Annotated in this window: 17 protein-coding genes; 11 read left to right on the top strand and 6 right to left on the bottom strand. The window is 36.2% G+C overall.

Translation table 11 applies throughout. The features are described from left to right. Positions 1-168: 168 nt before the first annotated feature. The 3 genes from AC2YHV_RS22175 to AC2YHV_RS22165 all read left to right on the top strand — a co-directional run bounded on the left by AC2YHV_RS22175 (position 169) and on the right by AC2YHV_RS22165 (position 1,319). Positions 169-516, top strand: coding sequence for a DUF4181 domain-containing protein (locus AC2YHV_RS22175; RefSeq protein ID WP_487374170.1), 348 nt, complete (start codon positions 169-171; stop codon positions 514-516). Positions 517-649: 133 nt separating this feature from the next. After that, positions 650-1,084 (top strand): DUF4362 domain-containing protein, encoded by a 435-nt coding sequence (locus AC2YHV_RS22170; RefSeq protein ID WP_487374168.1) that lies wholly within the window; start codon positions 650-652, stop codon positions 1,082-1,084. Between the two features lie 67 nt (positions 1,085-1,151). Then, a complete protein-coding gene (locus AC2YHV_RS22165) occupies positions 1,152-1,319 on the top strand; it encodes a hypothetical protein (protein ID WP_487374167.1) in 168 nt (55 codons plus the stop codon). Positions 1,320-1,449: 130 nt separating this feature from the next. Here the strand turns inward: AC2YHV_RS22165 and AC2YHV_RS22160 are convergent, their stop codons facing one another. Then, positions 1,450-2,166 (bottom strand): vanadium-dependent haloperoxidase, encoded by a 717-nt coding sequence (locus tag AC2YHV_RS22160; protein WP_487374166.1) that lies wholly within the window; start codon positions 2,164-2,166, stop codon positions 1,450-1,452. A gap of 267 nt (positions 2,167-2,433) precedes the next feature. On the opposite strand from AC2YHV_RS22160, the gene AC2YHV_RS22155 reads away from it, so the two are divergent. Then, the gene (locus AC2YHV_RS22155) at positions 2,434-2,796 is read left to right on the top strand and encodes a cupin (RefSeq protein WP_487374165.1); all 363 of its coding nucleotides are present in this window, start codon (positions 2,434-2,436) and stop codon (positions 2,794-2,796) included. A gap of 139 nt (positions 2,797-2,935) precedes the next feature. Further along, entirely contained in the window at positions 2,936-3,241 is a 306-nt protein-coding gene (locus AC2YHV_RS22150) for an NIPSNAP family protein (RefSeq protein ID WP_241637982.1), read from the top strand. A 482-nt stretch (positions 3,242-3,723) separates the two neighbouring features. Here AC2YHV_RS22150 and AC2YHV_RS22145 read toward each other — a convergent pair whose 3' ends face one another. Continuing rightward, the gene (locus AC2YHV_RS22145) at positions 3,724-4,377 is read right to left on the bottom strand and encodes an HNH endonuclease (protein WP_487374164.1); all 654 of its coding nucleotides are present in this window, start codon (positions 4,375-4,377) and stop codon (positions 3,724-3,726) included. Positions 4,378-4,777: 400 nt separating this feature from the next. Further along, the gene (locus tag AC2YHV_RS22140) at positions 4,778-6,169 is read right to left on the bottom strand and encodes an AAA family ATPase (RefSeq protein WP_487374163.1); all 1,392 of its coding nucleotides are present in this window, start codon (positions 6,167-6,169) and stop codon (positions 4,778-4,780) included. Positions 6,170-6,683: 514 nt separating this feature from the next. On the opposite strand from AC2YHV_RS22140, the gene AC2YHV_RS22135 reads away from it, so the two are divergent. The 3 genes from AC2YHV_RS22135 to AC2YHV_RS22125 all read left to right on the top strand — a co-directional run bounded on the left by AC2YHV_RS22135 (position 6,684) and on the right by AC2YHV_RS22125 (position 8,158). Further along, a complete protein-coding gene (locus AC2YHV_RS22135; RefSeq protein ID WP_487374162.1) occupies positions 6,684-6,962 on the top strand; it encodes a YesK family protein in 279 nt (92 codons plus the stop codon). Positions 6,963-7,153: 191 nt separating this feature from the next. Then, the gene (locus AC2YHV_RS22130; RefSeq protein ID WP_063575008.1) at positions 7,154-7,543 is read left to right on the top strand and encodes a VOC family protein; all 390 of its coding nucleotides are present in this window, start codon (positions 7,154-7,156) and stop codon (positions 7,541-7,543) included. A gap of 246 nt (positions 7,544-7,789) precedes the next feature. Further along, entirely contained in the window at positions 7,790-8,158 is a 369-nt protein-coding gene (locus AC2YHV_RS22125) for a VOC family protein (protein WP_048687544.1), read from the top strand. A gap of 221 nt (positions 8,159-8,379) precedes the next feature. Here the strand turns inward: AC2YHV_RS22125 and AC2YHV_RS22120 are convergent, their stop codons facing one another. Continuing rightward, positions 8,380-9,816, bottom strand: a complete 1,437-nt coding sequence (locus tag AC2YHV_RS22120) for a M20 family metallopeptidase (RefSeq protein WP_487374161.1) — start codon at positions 9,814-9,816, stop codon at positions 8,380-8,382. A gap of 42 nt (positions 9,817-9,858) precedes the next feature. Then, positions 9,859-11,100, bottom strand: a complete 1,242-nt coding sequence (locus AC2YHV_RS22115) for an MFS transporter (protein WP_323603834.1) — start codon at positions 11,098-11,100, stop codon at positions 9,859-9,861. 261 nt (positions 11,101-11,361) lie between these two features. Between AC2YHV_RS22115 and AC2YHV_RS22110 the strand changes: the two genes are divergently transcribed. From AC2YHV_RS22110 to AC2YHV_RS22100, 3 genes are all read left to right on the top strand, one after another. Beyond that, positions 11,362-12,678 (top strand): helix-turn-helix domain-containing protein, encoded by a 1,317-nt coding sequence (locus AC2YHV_RS22110; RefSeq protein ID WP_187050090.1) that lies wholly within the window; start codon positions 11,362-11,364, stop codon positions 12,676-12,678. Positions 12,679-13,089: 411 nt separating this feature from the next. After that, positions 13,090-13,530, top strand: coding sequence for a cell wall hydrolase (locus AC2YHV_RS22105; RefSeq protein WP_284469628.1), 441 nt, complete (start codon positions 13,090-13,092; stop codon positions 13,528-13,530). A gap of 609 nt (positions 13,531-14,139) precedes the next feature. Next, positions 14,140-14,871: a hypothetical protein gene (locus tag AC2YHV_RS22100; RefSeq protein WP_487374160.1), complete on the top strand. Its 732-nt coding sequence runs from the start codon at positions 14,140-14,142 to the stop codon at positions 14,869-14,871. Positions 14,872-15,353: 482 nt separating this feature from the next. Here AC2YHV_RS22100 and AC2YHV_RS22095 read toward each other — a convergent pair whose 3' ends face one another. Next, positions 15,354-16,982 carry a hypothetical protein gene (locus tag AC2YHV_RS22095; protein ID WP_487374159.1) on the bottom strand — a complete coding sequence of 543 codons (1,629 nt, stop codon included), beginning with the start codon at positions 16,980-16,982 and terminating at the stop codon, positions 15,354-15,356. Positions 16,983-17,132 lie beyond the last annotated feature (150 nt).

Raw genomic sequence — 17,132 nt, 5'->3', positions numbered from 1 at the left:
GTTTAGATTTTCGTAGTAGATGGTGGCGGCGAGGAGCGCCGCCATAGGAGTTTCTTATGCAACTATAGGAGGAGTTTAGTTTGAATAAGATACAAATAATATTATGGTAAAATATAGATAAAAAGGTTTTGAAAAGGGGATATTTAATTGGAATTCTTAGTGTTCATTATGTTCTTTATCATTATTATTATTTTTACACTCTTTATAAATAAATTTCTAACGAAATGGCTTGGTGTAGAAAAGAAAGAAAAGATATCAGAAACTTCTGGTAAGAATATTGACCGATGGGGAAGAGGTCTAATCTTATTAACTTTTTTATGTACTCTTCCCTATGCAATAGAAGAGGACAAAAATGTTATGTGGTATATGTGCTTTTTTATTGTATCATTTGGTTTTCAGTCGTTTATGGAGTGGAAGTACCTGAAAACCTCAAAACAATATGTCATTACACTTACTTACCTATTGTTAGCTTTAGTTATCATGTATAATGTAGATTATTTTATTTACCGAATCTAGCTATTGTGAAAAAGGGGTTGCTGCGGCAATCCCTTTTCTTACAGAACTAAAGGGGCATGATAGTTGAAGAACAAATTACATGAAACTTAAAGTTACTTATAACGTCTTATAAAGTAAGAAAGGGTGTGGATTTATGAATTGTAGAAAGGGATACTTTATTTTAATTGTGATGCTATTAAACTTATTAATAGGTTGTTCCAAATCGCCATCCGATAATGAAGATGAACAATTCACCCCAGCACAAACAGACATAGTAAGCAAACACAACGGTATAGAGAACTTAACAAGGCTTAAAGATTTTATTCAAAATGTAAGTAAAGGGAAAGAGGATAAGATACGGGTAGTCTCCTATTCTAAAGAAGGAGACCCGATTACTAGTGATATAACATATAATATAGAAACTCTCGAAGTGAAGAGTGATACCACTAGAGATGAATATGGAGATAATACAATAAAAACGCATAAGTGCAAAAATATTGAAGTGATTAAAAATGAGAACAACCAAGATGAGTATGTTTTAACAGGATGTTCTGGATATGAAATACCTTACTATTTAGGAGTAGACTAAAAACAAGTTCATTAATACTTATTTTTAACACCGTCCGAATAAACAGAACAAATAGGTGGGTACAAATATGGATAGACGCAAAAAAAATAAAAGAGATACATTTAAAATTCAGCATGAGTATAGAAAGAAAATGAGAAAAGAAACAAATAATAAAGAGACTAAATTAGAAATGATGATTGTTGCTATAATTTTTTTTATATTAGCAATTGCAGCATGGATATTTTCTCTAAGTTGAAAGGGTTTCATAAAAGCTTTAATCCTTGTTGAACTAACGGGTGCGTTGGCTGAAGATCGGAACTGTCTTAAAGGCAGCTCTTTCTTTATTTAAGTAAAGGTTCAGGTTAGAACAACCTGAACCCAAAATATTATTGAAGCGTATTTAGATTTTGTGCCCTTAAAAAGCTTACAACTACCTCTCCAATTTGTCTGCCTAACTTTAAGCCTTCATTGTTATCCACGTTAAAATGTACGCCAGCGTACAAACGAGATTGAGCACTTTCTTCCATTAATTTTTTTATTTCGGAAGACTCTTGAGGAAAGATATAACTTAATACTGTCTCTGCACATCCTGCCACAGTTGCGTGTGCAGAAGGGTAAGCTGGAAAACGAGGGGTAAACAACACAGTAGACAGATTTCTGCCATATTGATTTGGACGTGCAACATCCCAATGATATTTAAAGAACCACGTGATAACAAAGGTATCATTTATAGCAGCGTGGAAATAACTCTGAACCCTTGCAACACTCGGTGACCCCATCATATACTTTTCAGCTAAATTGAAAATTAGATTGGTAATTTTCGCGGTTAATTCACCGGTTCCCCAATATTGTGCGTTGCGTATTTGCTGGGAAGTTAATGACTTTAATGTCTCTTCTACAATGAATAACTCTGTTTCCCAATCAATATCAAGAGGATTTTTAATTCTCCAAATGATTCGTTGATGAAAGGGGTCCAGGAAATCATTGTCTCTTCCCCTTGAAATAAAAAACATTGGCCAATTTCCTGCCTCTGGAGAACCTTTAGGTGGGATACTTTCCCCTGGGTAAGGAAACTCTGTCCATCTTCTATAACTTGTTCTCATAAAGACCCCCCCCTAATAAATGTTCTCCTTGTTCCTTATGATTAAGAGTAATGAAGTATGACCATTTAACTTTTTTATCTCTTATCAGAGGAGAAAGAGTTATAAACTTAGATTAAGATGTGTTTTACTTCAATTCCCAGGTTGCTATGGCAGCCTTATTCTTATGGAACTAACGGGACAGATTAGTGAAAGAATAAATTTTAAACAGGACTATTGATTAAGTACGTAGTATTTAAAAAGTGAAGGTAAAAAGAGGGGGGAATCTTTTTGGAATTTTATAGATTTGACAAAGAAGTAGGAAAAAACGTTTCTCATTTTAATTCAAATTTCATTATGTCTCGAATTGTAAAAACAGAAAAACCTACACAAATTGGTTGTATGCATTTAGAAGCTAACGGAATTGTAGGTTTCCATCAAGCTGTTATCCCACAATTGCTCATTGTTGTTGATGGGGAAGGATGGGTTCGTGGTGATGATGAATTAAAAGTAAATATAAAAGCTAACGATGTGGTCTTTTGGGAAAAGGATGAAGGACACGAAACAGCAACTGCCACTGGACTAACTGCAATTGTAATTGAATCTGAAGAATTAACCCCTTCTAATTTTATGCCAATTAAAGAACATAAATAAAAAAATCTTGTTGAACTAACGTATACTTTACTTCAATGCTAAGAGCTGATCAGCAGCTCTTTTACTTATGGCACTAAAGGGGCAGGTTAGTTCAATTGTATGTTATGATGGAAAAAAATAGATTTTCAGGAGGATTAAAATGGTTACATGCTATCTGAAATATGTTATTGACCCTTATAAAGTAAAGGAATTCGAGGAATACGGTAAGATATGGATCCGATTAGTTAATAAATTGGGCGGTACACATCAAGGTTATTTTCTTCCACATGAGGGCGCTAATAACATTGCTTATGCCTTATTCACTTTCCCAAGTTTAGCAGCATATGAAGAGTACCGAGTAAAAATGGCATTAGATGCAGAGTGTCAGGAAGCTTATAAATTAGCAGAAGAAACTAAATGTATTTTAAGTTATGAGAGAAGCTTTATGCGCCCCGTATTCGAGTGAGTGAACAGATAAAAACTTATACATATCTTGTTAAGCTAAGGGTGCGATAGTTTAAGTTAGTTAAACAAGGGTATGAGTTGAAGAAGTATAGGGACTTAATATAATCGGATTAAAGAATATATATCAAGAATTTTCTCCCAACTTTTTAAAAAGGACAAGCGGCTAAACCCATTTGTCTTTAGGGATGTTTCAAGTTATTATGAATGGATACTAAAATACGATAGAGCAAAATTGACCAAACATTTGCAAATTGCAACATATAACAATACATTCCTTAAAACAAACGAATTACGCTAACTAAAGGAGAAAATTGTTGAATAAACCAGCGGCAGGTCAGACTTTATTTCTTCAGTCTAAGGCTGCCGCTGGCTTTATATTCGGATCAGTCTAATACTTATTTGAGCAGAGCTGATGTTTTTTTAGAATTAGAACCTGCTTGAATCAACGAATCAATTCTATTACTTTATTTTCACTGAACATGTCTATCTTCTAGATGCAAAATAAGCTTCCTTGTCTGCTTGTTCTTTAGCAAACCATTTGGAGTAGTCATGGAAACCGTTCATTTTTCGATCATCACAATAATCTAAACTTAACTTCGTGAAGGAGGTTTGTCCGATATCTGGCTTAATTTCTTTATTAATATAGTAATCGATAATGGAGATGTACTGTTTTCGATTAGTCATGATCGTATGTTTGGAGTCTTTTATTCGGTGATACAGATCACTCTGGGTTTTTCGAACGGTAGGCCAAATATCTTCAAGCCTGGTATCAAGCTTTAGTATCCAAATGTAGTTCATCCCCCGTGTGCGGCTGCTCACTACCGTTGCATGTTTCTTTCTTGCGTACAGACCGACAGATTCCTTACTATGATCAAAACGAAATTTGACTGATTCATGGACCTCATCAAAATATGGGTGAAGAACGGGCAGTTTCCATCTGTCTTTCTTATTCAAATTACCGTTACAGCTCACACAGGCTACCACAAGGTTAGCCCAATATATGCCTAGAAGAGGAAACTTCGAGATCGGCAAAAAGTGATCAACATTCGTGTCCGTCTTGGTGATGAGGTTTATATCACAGTAAGGGCATATTTTGATGCTAGATTTAATGGAATCCCGAAAATCCTCTCTCTTCATCAATGGAACTCCAGGGTTATAAACCCCCCAAAAGAATTCATTATCGAGTAGGTTTTCATAAAAATATAAGAATGCCTTGTGCAAGATTTCTGTATGTTTCGTATCGAAATGAATAGCTCTTTTCTTCCCTCTTATAATTTCTCGATAATTTTTACGATAGTAATCATAGGTGGAGGAGATATGCACAATACGATCCAGATGAGAAAGGTTAGACATTTCCGTTCGAACTCGGGGAAAATGCTTTGCAACTTTCTTCAATCTGGGCATTGAAATTGTGTTGACGAGCTTATCATCATCGCTTGTCTTAGGATTAGCACATGCCCATTCGAAGAGTTCAGAGATGAAATGGTTGGTGAATTTATAAACATTTTTTGTTTTGGACAGAGGTATCCGTCTCATGTTAGTCCCCTATCTGTTTTCTGAATTTTTGGTATAAGTCAAATTTTTCGAAAGTTGAACTCAGCATTTGGTAAAGCTGCCGGGCTTCGTTTATTTGGCTTTCATCGCCACTGGTTAGCTGCTGCTCAATTCGCTTTATCACTGTGGCCGATTGATTCCCGGACATCTGCGTCATGAAGAAAACATCTTTCATAATATCCGTGGACGTTGCACCAAAGGTACGGTCTTTGGGCATCCTTTGGGCTATTACGCCATCTCGCTTCTCTAAAATTACTAAACTCTCTGTTGGAACGTCTGAAATGATGATCGGAGAATGAGTCGCTACAATAATATGGGCTTCAAAACTTCCGAACAGATCAATCAAATATTCAATGAATTCCTGCGCCCACCTAGGATGAAGATGTGTCTCCGGCTCATCAATGAGGATGATGCTGTTTGATTCAATCTCCAAGACAAGTGGCAGAAAGCGGTAGATCATTGTAAGCTCACCGGAACTAAAATCCGAAAGAGGAACTTCGGCGCTGCCGTCGGGCGATAAGAACCAAAGGTCCCGGATAATGTGAGGAGCATCCAATGAGCTGAGTTGAAGCATAGTTTCTATAAATATAGGATCTATAGATTCCAAAGGTACAAGATGGGTGAATCTATGGGAAGGAGATCGTTCAAACGTCCTTCTAAGATCTCTTAATTCGTTTAAATAAAATTCAAGTCTTTCAAATAATTCATTCGTTATCCGTCCTTTATCTCGGAAAGTCTCAATTGATTCTTTGACTCGTTTAATGCGATGAAATTCCACTTCGAGATAAATAAGCTTTCCGTAACCAATTTTTTCAAAAAGTTTGTCATAGCCTTTCCAAACTCGTTCTTCAGAAGAGAGGTGAGTTTTCAGTACAGCATTAATGGCTGTTTCTAAGCTCGAAAAATTCCTTTCATTTGGTCCGCAGTAGACATAAGCAGATTCCCTCGGAGGGGACACGAGACCGGGTGCCTCAAAATGTCTCCACTGAAAACGGGGATTAACAAGTCTCGATGTAATCTGATAAGGATCAAAAGCAGAATGAGATGAAACAATCAGTTTAGAAGGATACATACTTTTGAGACCAATATCGTGCGTGTAATGGAGAGTATGTCGGACTGGAATGTCATTGTCCTTTTCTTCATAAGTGTTCATTTGAAATGAGATTTCATATCGAAACTCTGGTTTTTGATCTATAGACCGCTGTACCGGACAAAAAATATCCGCAAGCAGCTGAAGAAGTGAGCTTTTGCCAATTCCATTATCTCCAACCATTACCGAGACTTTAAGCGGATGAACTGTCTCCGCACGATAAAAATTTACTTCTAGGTTGCGTAAACCTTTATATGAGATTGCATGCAGTTGTTTAATAAACACGGTGACACTCCGTTCTACAATGTAGGATAGGAACATTTTAACATATTTTAGAAGCAGCAAAAACCACAGAAGCGGAAAAAGATTTAGATTATCTCAAGAATTTCAATACGATGGGTAGGGCTAAACATGGGCTTAAACGATTACATAAACTTGAGGCATCCATAGTTGGTATGGAGAGCCTTTTTTATTTTAGAAAAGGGCTACAGTCATGAAATAAGTAAGTGCCTCCTTATGTAACAATCATGGTAGCATTCCTGTAATAAATGAACTTTTATAGTAAAGTTTGTGAACGAATGTACTTAAACAATCGGGTGCGTTAGCTGAAGATCGGAGCTGCCTTTAAGGCAGCTTTTTATTATGGAACTATCGGGGCAGGTTAGTTCAACAAGCATATAGTATTCGAACTGTACAATAAATACTAAACAATGAGAATAGAAAAATGATATTTAAACCCAATTATTGGGTTTTATGGTAAAATGGGTTTTTAAACTGTTGTTATGAACGAGGTGGTTTTATGGATATTTTATTCTCTCTCTATGCAAGCTACGTGATTACCTTTTTTCTTCTAGTAACTTTTGTAATAGCTCTTAGAAAGAACAAAAAAGGAATAGCAATTGTGTGTCCACTTATTTTCATCTTTTTAGGCATTATTAGTATCGTATCTGGCCCTTTTGTTGTAGGAGGTTTTGAAGGAATGGGTGTTTCCATATCAGGTTTTGTTTATTTAGGGTTAGGAGCCATTACACAACTTATAAACAGTCTAATTATTAACAGGACAAAAAATAATTCCTGAATACCTTAAATATCTACAGGTCAGGTAATGAAATCAAAAAAATCTTATACAATTCATTAGACGGTAAATCCGTCTTTTTTTATTAGTTTGTGTCATATCTACAATAAGACTTATTGAACTAAAGGGGTAGGATAGTTGCATAAGAAACCAGAATTATTTATGTAATAATTCTTAAAAGGAGAGATGTATAAGTGAATTTAAGACTTGAATTATTTGTTGAAAGTATAGAAAAATCAGTGGGATTTTATAGAGATATACTAGAATTTAATGCACCAAAAGAGATTATACATACTTACGTTCCAGTTAAAAAAGGAAATGTTACATTAGGGTTGGGGGAAATGAAAAGTTTACCTGAAAACCATCCTCTTAAAGTTTCTAATAATAGTCAACAAACAGGATTAGGGGTTGAAATAGTATTAGAAGTTGAAGATATAAATGATATTTATAACAAAGTAGTTGAAAAAGGGTACTCTATACAGACTAAGTTAACCAAAAGGTCGTGGGGATTAGAGGATTTTAGATTAATTGACCCAGATGGATATTATTTACGAATTACATCAATGGCAACTATTGAATCCTAACTACCAACTTTTGAATGAACTAACGGTGCGTTAGCTAAATATTGAGCTGTCTTTAAGGCAGCTCTTTCTTTATGCAACTATCGGGGCAGGTTAGTGGAAGATGTAACTATAAATATAAAACATTAACCATAAGAGATTCTTATGTATTTTTATAAATAATATAAAATTTTATTTCCGTTGGAAGTTTAGTATCCTTGTATTAAAGGGGAATTTTGGGAAAATTTTGAATTCGTTGGGGGTGCTAAAATGATTAAAGGATTACATCACGTTCAGATAACTATTCCAAAGGAGACTGAAGAAAAGGCTAAAAATTTCTATTGTGGTATTTTAGGTTTACAAGAAATCGAAAAACCCGAATCCCTTAAAGGACGAGGAGGATTTTGGTTAAAAGTCGGTGATAAAGATGTACATATAGGAACAGAAGATGATTTTGATAGATTGAAAACTAAAGCACATATTGCTTACGAAGTAGAAGACATCTCATATTGGAAAAATAGATTAACAAAAGAAAATATACAAATACTTGATGGTGTTCCAATTCCAAATTTTGAACGATTTGAATTTAGAGACCCATTTGGTAATAGGGTAGAAATGATTCAAAATTTGAACTTATAAGTTCTTTTTTGAATCATAGAGTACATAGAAGGCCTTAATGAACTAACGGGTGCGTTAGTTCTATAAGGGGTACCGTCAGCAAAACTCGGATTTACAACGTTAAGGGGATCTGAATGCAAAAATAGCCACTCCCGTCCAGATTGTTAAATCTTACTAAATAGGAAAAAATCAAGCCCTTACAGTTGTTGTAAAATAACTGTAGGGCTTTTCCTTTTTGAAAGTTATCGACTCAATGCAGGTTTGATTTCCGTCGGAATTGGGCAGACATAGTTAGCTCCATCTAAATTTTCCTTCAGTTCAGCTTTTGCCTGGTCAATGACTTCTGGTTGGAGCAGTATATCGACTGCGGTAGCAGCCATTACTTTGCCGGCATGAAGCATACCTTTGTGGCCGATTGATGTTCCCCCTTGCGCCACAGCCTGCCAGGAATGAAGCTGTGTCCCCATCGCAAAGCAGTTGACTGCGCATTGCACAGTAGGTACAATCCAGCTGACATCTCCAACATCGGTCGAACCGGTCATACGAAAGGTGTTGTTTATATAGGGCATTAACACAGTGGAAAGCTCTTGTTCCTTTATCTTTTGAATTAAGTTTTTGTCTACTGGTAGCTGAGAAAGCATGCGCAAAATACTTTTCTTATCGGGTTCTGGCATGGTGGTGCGAATTTGACGGGCAAATGCTTTTTCTTCTTCGTTAAATTCTGGGACGCCAACCTTGCGATAATTATCGTACATAACAGCTGCTAATGTTCGATTAGGAATCAAGTTGGAGCACCCTTTATCAAAAATGATGTCAACTTCTGTTTCTGTCATCATGGCAGCACCACGGGCAATCTTGCATACGCGGTGATAAATCTCATCTACCTGCTCCAGTTCTGGAGCCCGCACCATATAGAGTACTTCCGCTTCTGCCTGCACAACATTGGGAGCCAGTCCGCCCGAATTAGTAATAGCATAGTGGAGGCGAGCTTCAGGAATAATATGTTCACGGAGAAAATTAGCCCCGATATTCATTAACTCTAAGGCATCCAATGCGCTGCGGCCGAGATGAGGAGAGCCTGCTGCATGGGCCGCTTTTCCTTTGAATTTAAAGTACACCTGATAGTTGGCCACGTTTGTTACCGATGCAACTGCGTTAAAGGAATACGGATGCCAGGAGATAGCCGTGTCCACATCATCGAACAAACCCTCTCGGACCATAATAGTTTTTCCTGAGCCCCCTTCTTCAGCCGGACAGCCGTAATAGCGAATCGTTCCTTTGATTTGATTTTCTTCCATAAAGTGGCGAACAGCTACTGCAGCCGCCAACGAGCCGGTACCCAGGAGGTTGTGACCGCAGCCATGGCCGTTGCCCCCCTGCTTGATTGGATGATGAGATGCGATTCCACGGTCCTGGCTCAGTCCGGATAGTGCATCGTATTCCCCAAGAATAGCCACAACAGGTCCGCCACTTCCATAGCTCCCGATAAAAGCGGTCTCCATGCCGCCGACTCCTCGTTCTACACTAAATCCTTCTTCTTCCAGTGTTTTGCAAAGCAAATCTGCCGAACGGAACTCTTCAAATCGAGTTTCGGCGTAGTCCCATATACAGTCGCTCACATGGATAAATGTCTTTCTTTTTTGTTCAATAATATCTGCAATTTTTTGACGATTAAACATGAAGAACATCCTCTCTTTTCTTTTAATTAGATGCGAACCATGCTACTCAGCTCTGGAGTTTATCTCTGTAGCTTGGTCACTCGTTTCGTCAGAATGGGTTCGCACAGTCATCCCGACAATAAGAGCAATGAAAAGCGCGGAAATTAAAAACCAGAATCCGGCATCATAGGAACCGTTAAACTGTTGAATCATGAATCCCATGACGGTAGGAGCAATAACACCAGCTAATTGCCCACCCAAATATACCATCCCAGTAGCCGTGCCTATGGAAGAAGAGGCTATATACTTTAGCGGCATCGTTAACGTGGTGGTCAAGGCTATCGCAATACCGATACTTGCGAATGCACCATACATTACTACATAAGGGATAGAAGGGGCGCTGATAAAAAAATAGAGGGATATCATCCCGATCAGTGCTCCCAAAACAATTAAGTATTTTTCTCTTCCCACCATGTACTTGTCCAGCAACCAACCAGTAAAAAGCATTGTGATGAGACCCATGATGGCCGGAATGGTAGCCACTGCACCCATCGATACCAGGTCAAGGTCCCGCACTTTAACCATATAAGATGGCATCCACGCCGCAGTTCCCCAACTCACTATTGAAATTCCGAAGTAAATCACAGTAAGCTGCCATAATAAAGGAATTTTAAGGGCCTGTTTTAACGACATTTTTTCGCTAGGTGCATTTTTTTGAATGCCTTGTGTTCCTGCAGGATAGAAATACTTCCAGTAAAAAAAGGCAAGTAGCAAACCGACAACACCAAGGAAGATGAACATGAACTGCCAGTCAAAGATACTAATTAGGCTAGCGATAGCTAGTGTCCCTAGCACGCCGGCTAGCTTCCCGGCAGCTAGAAGTCCCGATTTGGCACGTCCGCGCTCCTTTTGCGGAAAGGTTTCCGCGAGTGAGACTTGGCTTGCAGAAGGATAGCTACCCTCCCCAATTCCGAACAAGAAACGGAGAACAATCAGAGAAAGAAACGACCAGGCCATTCCAGTTAGAATGGTAAAAATGGACCAGGTAATTAAGGAAAACAAGATCACTTTCCGTGAGCCAAACCGGTCTGCCAGACTGCCTCCGATTGGCTGCATAATTGCATAACTTAGAAAAAAACTGCTAATCACAAGACCTACCTGTGTTTCCGTTAAACCGAACTCCTTGGAGATAGGAATGACGGCTACGTTGATGGCTATCCTGTCGAAGGTATTGACCATCCAGCCAAGACAGAGAAGAACCATTATCAAGGTTTTCTGTTTACGGTTTGCAGCAAGTGGATCCATCTTTGAACTCCCCCCTTTTAAGCGCTTTTATATTTGAGCAAGCCAACAGTCATCCGGTCCGAAAAACATAAACACATTTAGGTATAGGAGGATATGTGTATATATTTTTGTGTTTATATTTATTTTTAGACACTTTTAAGACTAATTGTCTGAAATTGAGTATAAGTTAATATTCTGAATATTTCAAGTTTTTTTTAAAACATTTCCAGGTGGCTCCGAATCTCTTATAATGTTACTAGTGAACGAAAGGAGGGATCGGGTATGATACGTTTGGGTGTCATGATTGCCCAGCATTCCCTGAAAGAGTTGAAAACAGTACCGGATCGGGTCCAGGAGAGCTGCGAAATTGTAATGCTGCCGTATCAACGCTTGCATGAAACGATCGATCTATACCTACAAAACCAGCAGCATGTGGATGGATTTGTGCTGACTGAGCTGGCCTACCATTATTTGACGGAAAAGTGGGGGAAATTCCCTATTCCTACCTATACCTTTCAAATCAGCAAGCAGGAATTCTACGAAAAGTTGTTGCAAATCAGCCTGTCCAACCGGAACCTTGATTTTTCTAGGATCTATATTGACTTTATAGCGAGCCAAAACAACTTTCTTGGATTGAAGCAGGTGCTGAATGAAAAGGACATGCCTCTCATGGTCTCTTTCTCACAAGTGACTGACCAGGTATATGAAGAGGTACTGAATGAACACATCCAGTTGTGGCAAGAGGGAAAAATCGATTTGTCATTAACCCGGTTGAGTAATATTGTTGAAGATTTGGTCCGCCATGAAGTCCCCCATATTTTCCTGTTCCCGTCGCCTGATTCAGTTGTGCAGCAATTCGAGCAAATCATCAGCGAGCTTTCATTGATTAAACTGGCGGAGAGCCAAATTGCCATTGGCCACATTACAATTGGAAATCCGGACACGGGGAAGCAAAACATCAACGAGTGGGAGTTTCAGCAAATGCTTTTGCACAAATCGCTACTGGAATTCAGCACAGAGCAAAAAGTCCCGTTTCTCATCCAAAAATCCAGTGGAAGCTTTGAGCTCATCAGTTCTTACAAGGAACTCAAGACACTTACGCACAACCTTTCACAATGCTTGCTTATGTCCTATCTTGGCAAAGTGTTGCCCTTTTCGGTCCACATTGGTTGGGGGGTAGACAATACCATGTACAAGGCACGTTCGAACGCGCAGTCAGCCAACAACTTGTCCGTAACTAGCCGGTCCCCGGGTACTTATGTGGTGACAGATACGGATAAAATCATCGGGCCATTGGGAGAAGGAAATTGTTTGGAGTACCTGAACGGAGTCAACAAGTCCATCCAACGCATCAGCAAAGACGTGGAAATCTCTACCCTTCAGCTCCAAAAAATCATGGCGGTCATTTCGAAGACAGAAAGCAACGAACTGACAGCGGAGGAGCTTGCTTACCATCTTGATGTCACGGTAAGAAGTGCCAATCGCATTCTTAATCGTCTGGAGGAAAAAGGGGTGGCCCGTATTCTTTACAAAAAGCAGGAAAAGCTGCGAGGGCGTCCCAAGAAAATCTATCAGATCCAGTTTGCCGGCAAGGGATGACTTCAGTCCTACTTGTTGTTTAACAATCGTTCGATGAATTGTTAAGATTTGTTCGTATATAACTGGATTTGGGTAACCTTTTCATTATAAAGAAAGTGTAGAAAGAGGTTACCATCTTAAACTTTGCGACCATTAAACAAATACTAGCAATAATGCCGGTTACACCCTTATCGTGGTGAAAAAACCGGCTATTTTTATATCTAGATGCCCTTAACGTTGTAAATCAGCGTCATGCTGGTGGTACCCCTTAATGAACCTAAAGGGGCAGTTTAGTTGAATAAAGGGAAAAAAAATGCAATAGTTTTCATTTTACTTAAAAGCTGTAAGTTATTATAACTAAGCACTTTATATTACATAAATAAAGACATGGCTGTAGGCTATTTTTCATATAATATTTTTGGGGTGGAAAAAATGGCAAGAGCAAGCTACCGAAGTTCAGACGTTGACTTAATGGCAAGGATGATGAGAGCAGAAGCCGAAGGTGAAGGACAACAAGGAATGTTATATGTTGGAAATGTAATTGTAAATCGTCTTGTAGCTAATTGTTTAGACTTTAAAGGTTTAAGAACAATTCCACAAGTCATTTATCAAGTACAAGGAGGAAATTATTCTTTTGAAGCTGTTCAAAAAGGGAATGTATTTTATCAAAGAGCGAGAGGTATTGAAAGAAGATTAGCAGAACAGAATTTGAAGCACTGGAGACAGCATCCGGCTAGATATGCTCTTTGGTATTTTAATCCACATGCTCCATGCCCTCCAACATGGTATGATCAACCTCAAACAGGTCAATTTAAAGAACATTGTTTTTATGAACCAAAACCTGCAACATGTGATAGTGTTTATAGAGGTTAAGCTTACTCTTTGAGTAAGCTTTTTTACATATTTAAAATATTTATACAATATAAAACTTTTAGTAGTAGTTTTTATCTGAAAAAGTAAGATTGTGAATTATTGTACTTAAGCTAACGGGTCCTTTACTTCATTACTAGAAGTTGATCAGCAGCTCCTTTTCTTGATGAACTAACGGGGCAGGTTAGTCGAAAATTATATGGTAAAATATTCTGGATAGTAAGTACAAAGTTCAATAGTCTAAATGTACGAAAGGAATGTATATTTTGTTTTTAATATATGCAATTTTATTTTTCATTTTTGGATATAGTTTTATATTTACATTAATAAAAGCTATCCAAGAGGAAGTATCTCCGCATCTTACTGCAATCCTTTTTCTTGTATGGGCTTCATTAGCAATAATCGTTACTGTGAATTTAATGAGTCTATAATTAATGTTCACTATCGGATGTGTTAGTTGAAGATTAATCGGAGCTGTTTTTAAGGCAACTTTTTCTTTATACAACTAACGGGGCAGGTTAGTTCATTAAGAAAGGTTTTAAAATACTGATTTAATGGTATAGGATACTTGAAGATGAATCAAATATTCTAGTAGAAGAGGAGTTGGTATATTTGCCAGCCTATTTTAATGCAGGCACACCTTTAGAATACAGAACTTTTGATTACAATGCTTATTTTGACGAACTACAAAAAACATTTGGGGTTTTATCTTTCTATAAAGAATGGAAAGATTTTTGGATCAATACCTTTGAATTTCATGATCAAAAAATTAAAGATTTCATCAAAGAACATCCTGGGTCTAATCCTGCAAGGGAATATATGAATAAAAAGAATTACGACAACCAGGTTTATGAAATCTATGTATTTGAATATGTAACACCTGGAGGTTCTTTTCACCTACATTTTGATATAGAAAAGATGAAGTATGTGACATATAAAAAACTAAGATCGGTGTCTGTTCAAGAAATCCCTTTCCACGAACTTTTTGTAGATCCTACGACTTTATATATAAAGGACAAACATATGCAAGATGAACGACTTCCTTTTGCTGTAGAAATGTATGGACTTCAAAATGGAGATAATCCTTGTCATTATCTTTGTGTAGACGGAAATAAGCGTATTCAATCAAGAATTAAAAAAGACCCTAATATTCAAAAGATTGAAAGTTATGTTTTCGATATTGATCATTGGGACTTTATGTTCTTTTTCTCACTTGATGAGTACTTTATGGGATTCACAAGAGAATTGCAAATTTTACAATATTGTATTAGAACTAACCGTCCAGAAAGGGAAGCCTGGGAATCAACTCAATCATTTCTACAGGCACAATACCATAAAGAGTAAGCGAAGAAATAAAAAAGCAAGAGTTTACCTTAATGGGTTGTCTTTTGAGGGAGAAAACAGCGGTATTCGTTGTGATTTTTCTTGGTATGTAAGGGGTGTTTATTGGCAGTATACTTTTAATTAGTTATTCAACAAACGGGTGCGTTAGCTGAAGATCAGAGCTGTCTTTAAGGCAGCTTTTTCTTATGGCACTAACGGGGCAGGTTGGTTAATTAAGGAAATGAGGACTGATGTGTAAATTTATAACATATAAATTGAAACTATATTGACATATAACATCAAATATTAACCCTGAATTTTAAAGGAACAATAATGAAAATACATTATTTTGTTGTTTTAGTTTTGGTTTTAATTATTTCAACTCTATTATTTTATCAAGGTTATTAGTAATAATTTATAAAATTATAAAACATTATTCTAAAGCATATAATTAAGATTAAAAATATTTTTAACAGAGCCACTAAGAAAAAACAAGTGATTATTCACTTGTTTCCGAATTGAGGATTCCACCCATATTCTATATTGCCTTCAGTTCTAAATTTTAAATCTCTCCATATTTTTTCTTTTAGTGAAGTATGAGTAAGTTTAAATTTGATATCTGAATAATTTTGGACTGTAGCAATAAAGTTTTCATTTGATGATATTAGATGCTTTTCTCTTCGACCTTCCCTTGCCTTCACCTTGTAAAGAGTAAGCTGAACTAAATCAGCTGGCATATCACCAAATTTTGTTTTATGTTTAAGGTTAGGATAATTTTTTAGGTAAGTTAATTTTTCAATAATTTCTGTTACTAATGTCTTTATGTGATTTCTTCTATAGGCATCTACAATATAAACATTTGCTTTAAAACGTTTTCCATTTTCCATACTAATATCTTTAATATCAGTAACCTCATAATGGGCTGATTTGATATTAGAAAAAACATTTTTCTTCGCTTCGCTTATATTAATATCTTCAAGGTATGGTTCATTCAGTAATGGTGTGTTATTTTGTAGTATTAATTTCGTTAAATCTTCTAGAGTATTTAATTCTCTATTATACAATTTAGCAACATCAGCGGAATTAGCGGATATAAACGAAGGTAAACATCTTTCGCTTGAAAAAGTAATGAAATATCTATTAACCTCTGGGTAGTATAGGTAAAGTTTCAAAAAAGTAAATATCGAGAATTCTAACTTCTCAGCTGCTGTTAATTCGTCAGTATAAAATTTAAGATTTATTTGTTGTTCATCATTAATGGTTTGACTTTTAAATATATATTGACAAGAATTTAGGTATGAAGAAATCTCTAGTTTAACAAGAGAATCATATACAAACTCACTTTCAATGAATTTACTTAAAAAGTCAAAATCTATATTTTTTTGACAAAAATATTTAATAATACCTAAGTATGTAGAACTTGCCACATCTATCAAATTGAATATCACTCTTCGAAAATTGTATAAGCTAACTTGTTTAGTCTGTACTCCATCTTTTCCTTTACTATATTGAAAGATTGCCGTTTTTTCATCAGTTATAAATATGCCACCATGATTAATTGCGTTTCTAATATCCACATCTATATTTTTCGTTAACTCCTCTAAACCTCTTTTATTAATAGTTTCAACTAAACTATGTAGTTTATTCTGAGGCAATAAATTTTTTTCATCAACAAAATTTAGTAAATTTCTCCAAAACTTTAGTAAGTTAGTCCAACAACCTTCAATAATTGAATTGTAAAGTGGTATGTAGTACATTCTAAATTCAACTTCTTCTGATATATTGTTATCGTTCCTTAATGTTATATTCTTTACTATGTCATTAAAAGATGACAAAGATATAAACAAGTATTCTAGTGCTTGGGAAAGCATAGTGACAAAATCTTGAAATTCTTGTTTTTCATCGGCTATTAAGTGAATTTTATTAATTTTGTGATATGTAAGATCAATAATTTCTTTATCCCAATAAATTTTTTCTTCCTCGAATAAAAACTTGTATATAAGTGGTAACCAAGTGTGTGGTAAATTTTTTATATTAAAATCTAATTTATCATTGACTAATGATAAAAGTTCTTCAGTAGGATACTCTTTTTCGTGAAATCTTTTATTTTGTAAAACTATTTTTTTAAACATAAATTGCCTCCTTGTATTTATAGAACACCAACAAATACTATTTGTTTATAATTAAATTAATAAGTTTTTAGGTAGTTAATAATATAGTAGTATTAAATAATTTTATTCTCACTCATCAGTAAAGAAATTATACCTAAGTATAAAAGTCTT

This window comes from Peribacillus sp. SRI_006 (genome assembly GCF_057586375.1).
The sequence above is the reverse complement of the archived record's forward strand: the minus strand, read 5'-3'. Positions and strand labels throughout refer to the sequence as shown.

Coding starts and splice junctions, on each gene's coding strand:
- AC2YHV_RS22145 (WP_487374164.1), bottom strand. CDS start 4,377: ATGAAGAGAGAGGATTTTCGGGATTCCATTAAATCTAGCATCAAAATA.
- AC2YHV_RS22175 (WP_487374170.1), top strand. CDS start 169: ATGTTCTTTATCATTATTATTATTTTTACACTCTTTATAAATAAATTT.
- AC2YHV_RS22170 (WP_487374168.1), top strand. CDS start 650: ATGAATTGTAGAAAGGGATACTTTATTTTAATTGTGATGCTATTAAAC.
- AC2YHV_RS22160 (WP_487374166.1), bottom strand. CDS start 2,166: ATGAGAACAAGTTATAGAAGATGGACAGAGTTTCCTTACCCAGGGGAA.
- AC2YHV_RS22095 (WP_487374159.1), bottom strand. CDS start 16,982: ATGTTTAAAAAAATAGTTTTACAAAATAAAAGATTTCACGAAAAAGAG.
- AC2YHV_RS22120 (WP_487374161.1), bottom strand. CDS start 9,816: ATGTTTAATCGTCAAAAAATTGCAGATATTATTGAACAAAAAAGAAAG.
- AC2YHV_RS22115 (WP_323603834.1), bottom strand. CDS start 11,100: ATGGATCCACTTGCTGCAAACCGTAAACAGAAAACCTTGATAATGGTT.
- AC2YHV_RS22165 (WP_487374167.1), top strand. CDS start 1,152: ATGGATAGACGCAAAAAAAATAAAAGAGATACATTTAAAATTCAGCAT.
- AC2YHV_RS22105 (WP_284469628.1), top strand. CDS start 13,090: ATGGCAAGAGCAAGCTACCGAAGTTCAGACGTTGACTTAATGGCAAGG.
- AC2YHV_RS22125 (WP_048687544.1), top strand. CDS start 7,790: ATGATTAAAGGATTACATCACGTTCAGATAACTATTCCAAAGGAGACT.
- AC2YHV_RS22135 (WP_487374162.1), top strand. CDS start 6,684: ATGGATATTTTATTCTCTCTCTATGCAAGCTACGTGATTACCTTTTTT.
- AC2YHV_RS22110 (WP_187050090.1), top strand. CDS start 11,362: ATGATACGTTTGGGTGTCATGATTGCCCAGCATTCCCTGAAAGAGTTG.
- AC2YHV_RS22150 (WP_241637982.1), top strand. CDS start 2,936: ATGGTTACATGCTATCTGAAATATGTTATTGACCCTTATAAAGTAAAG.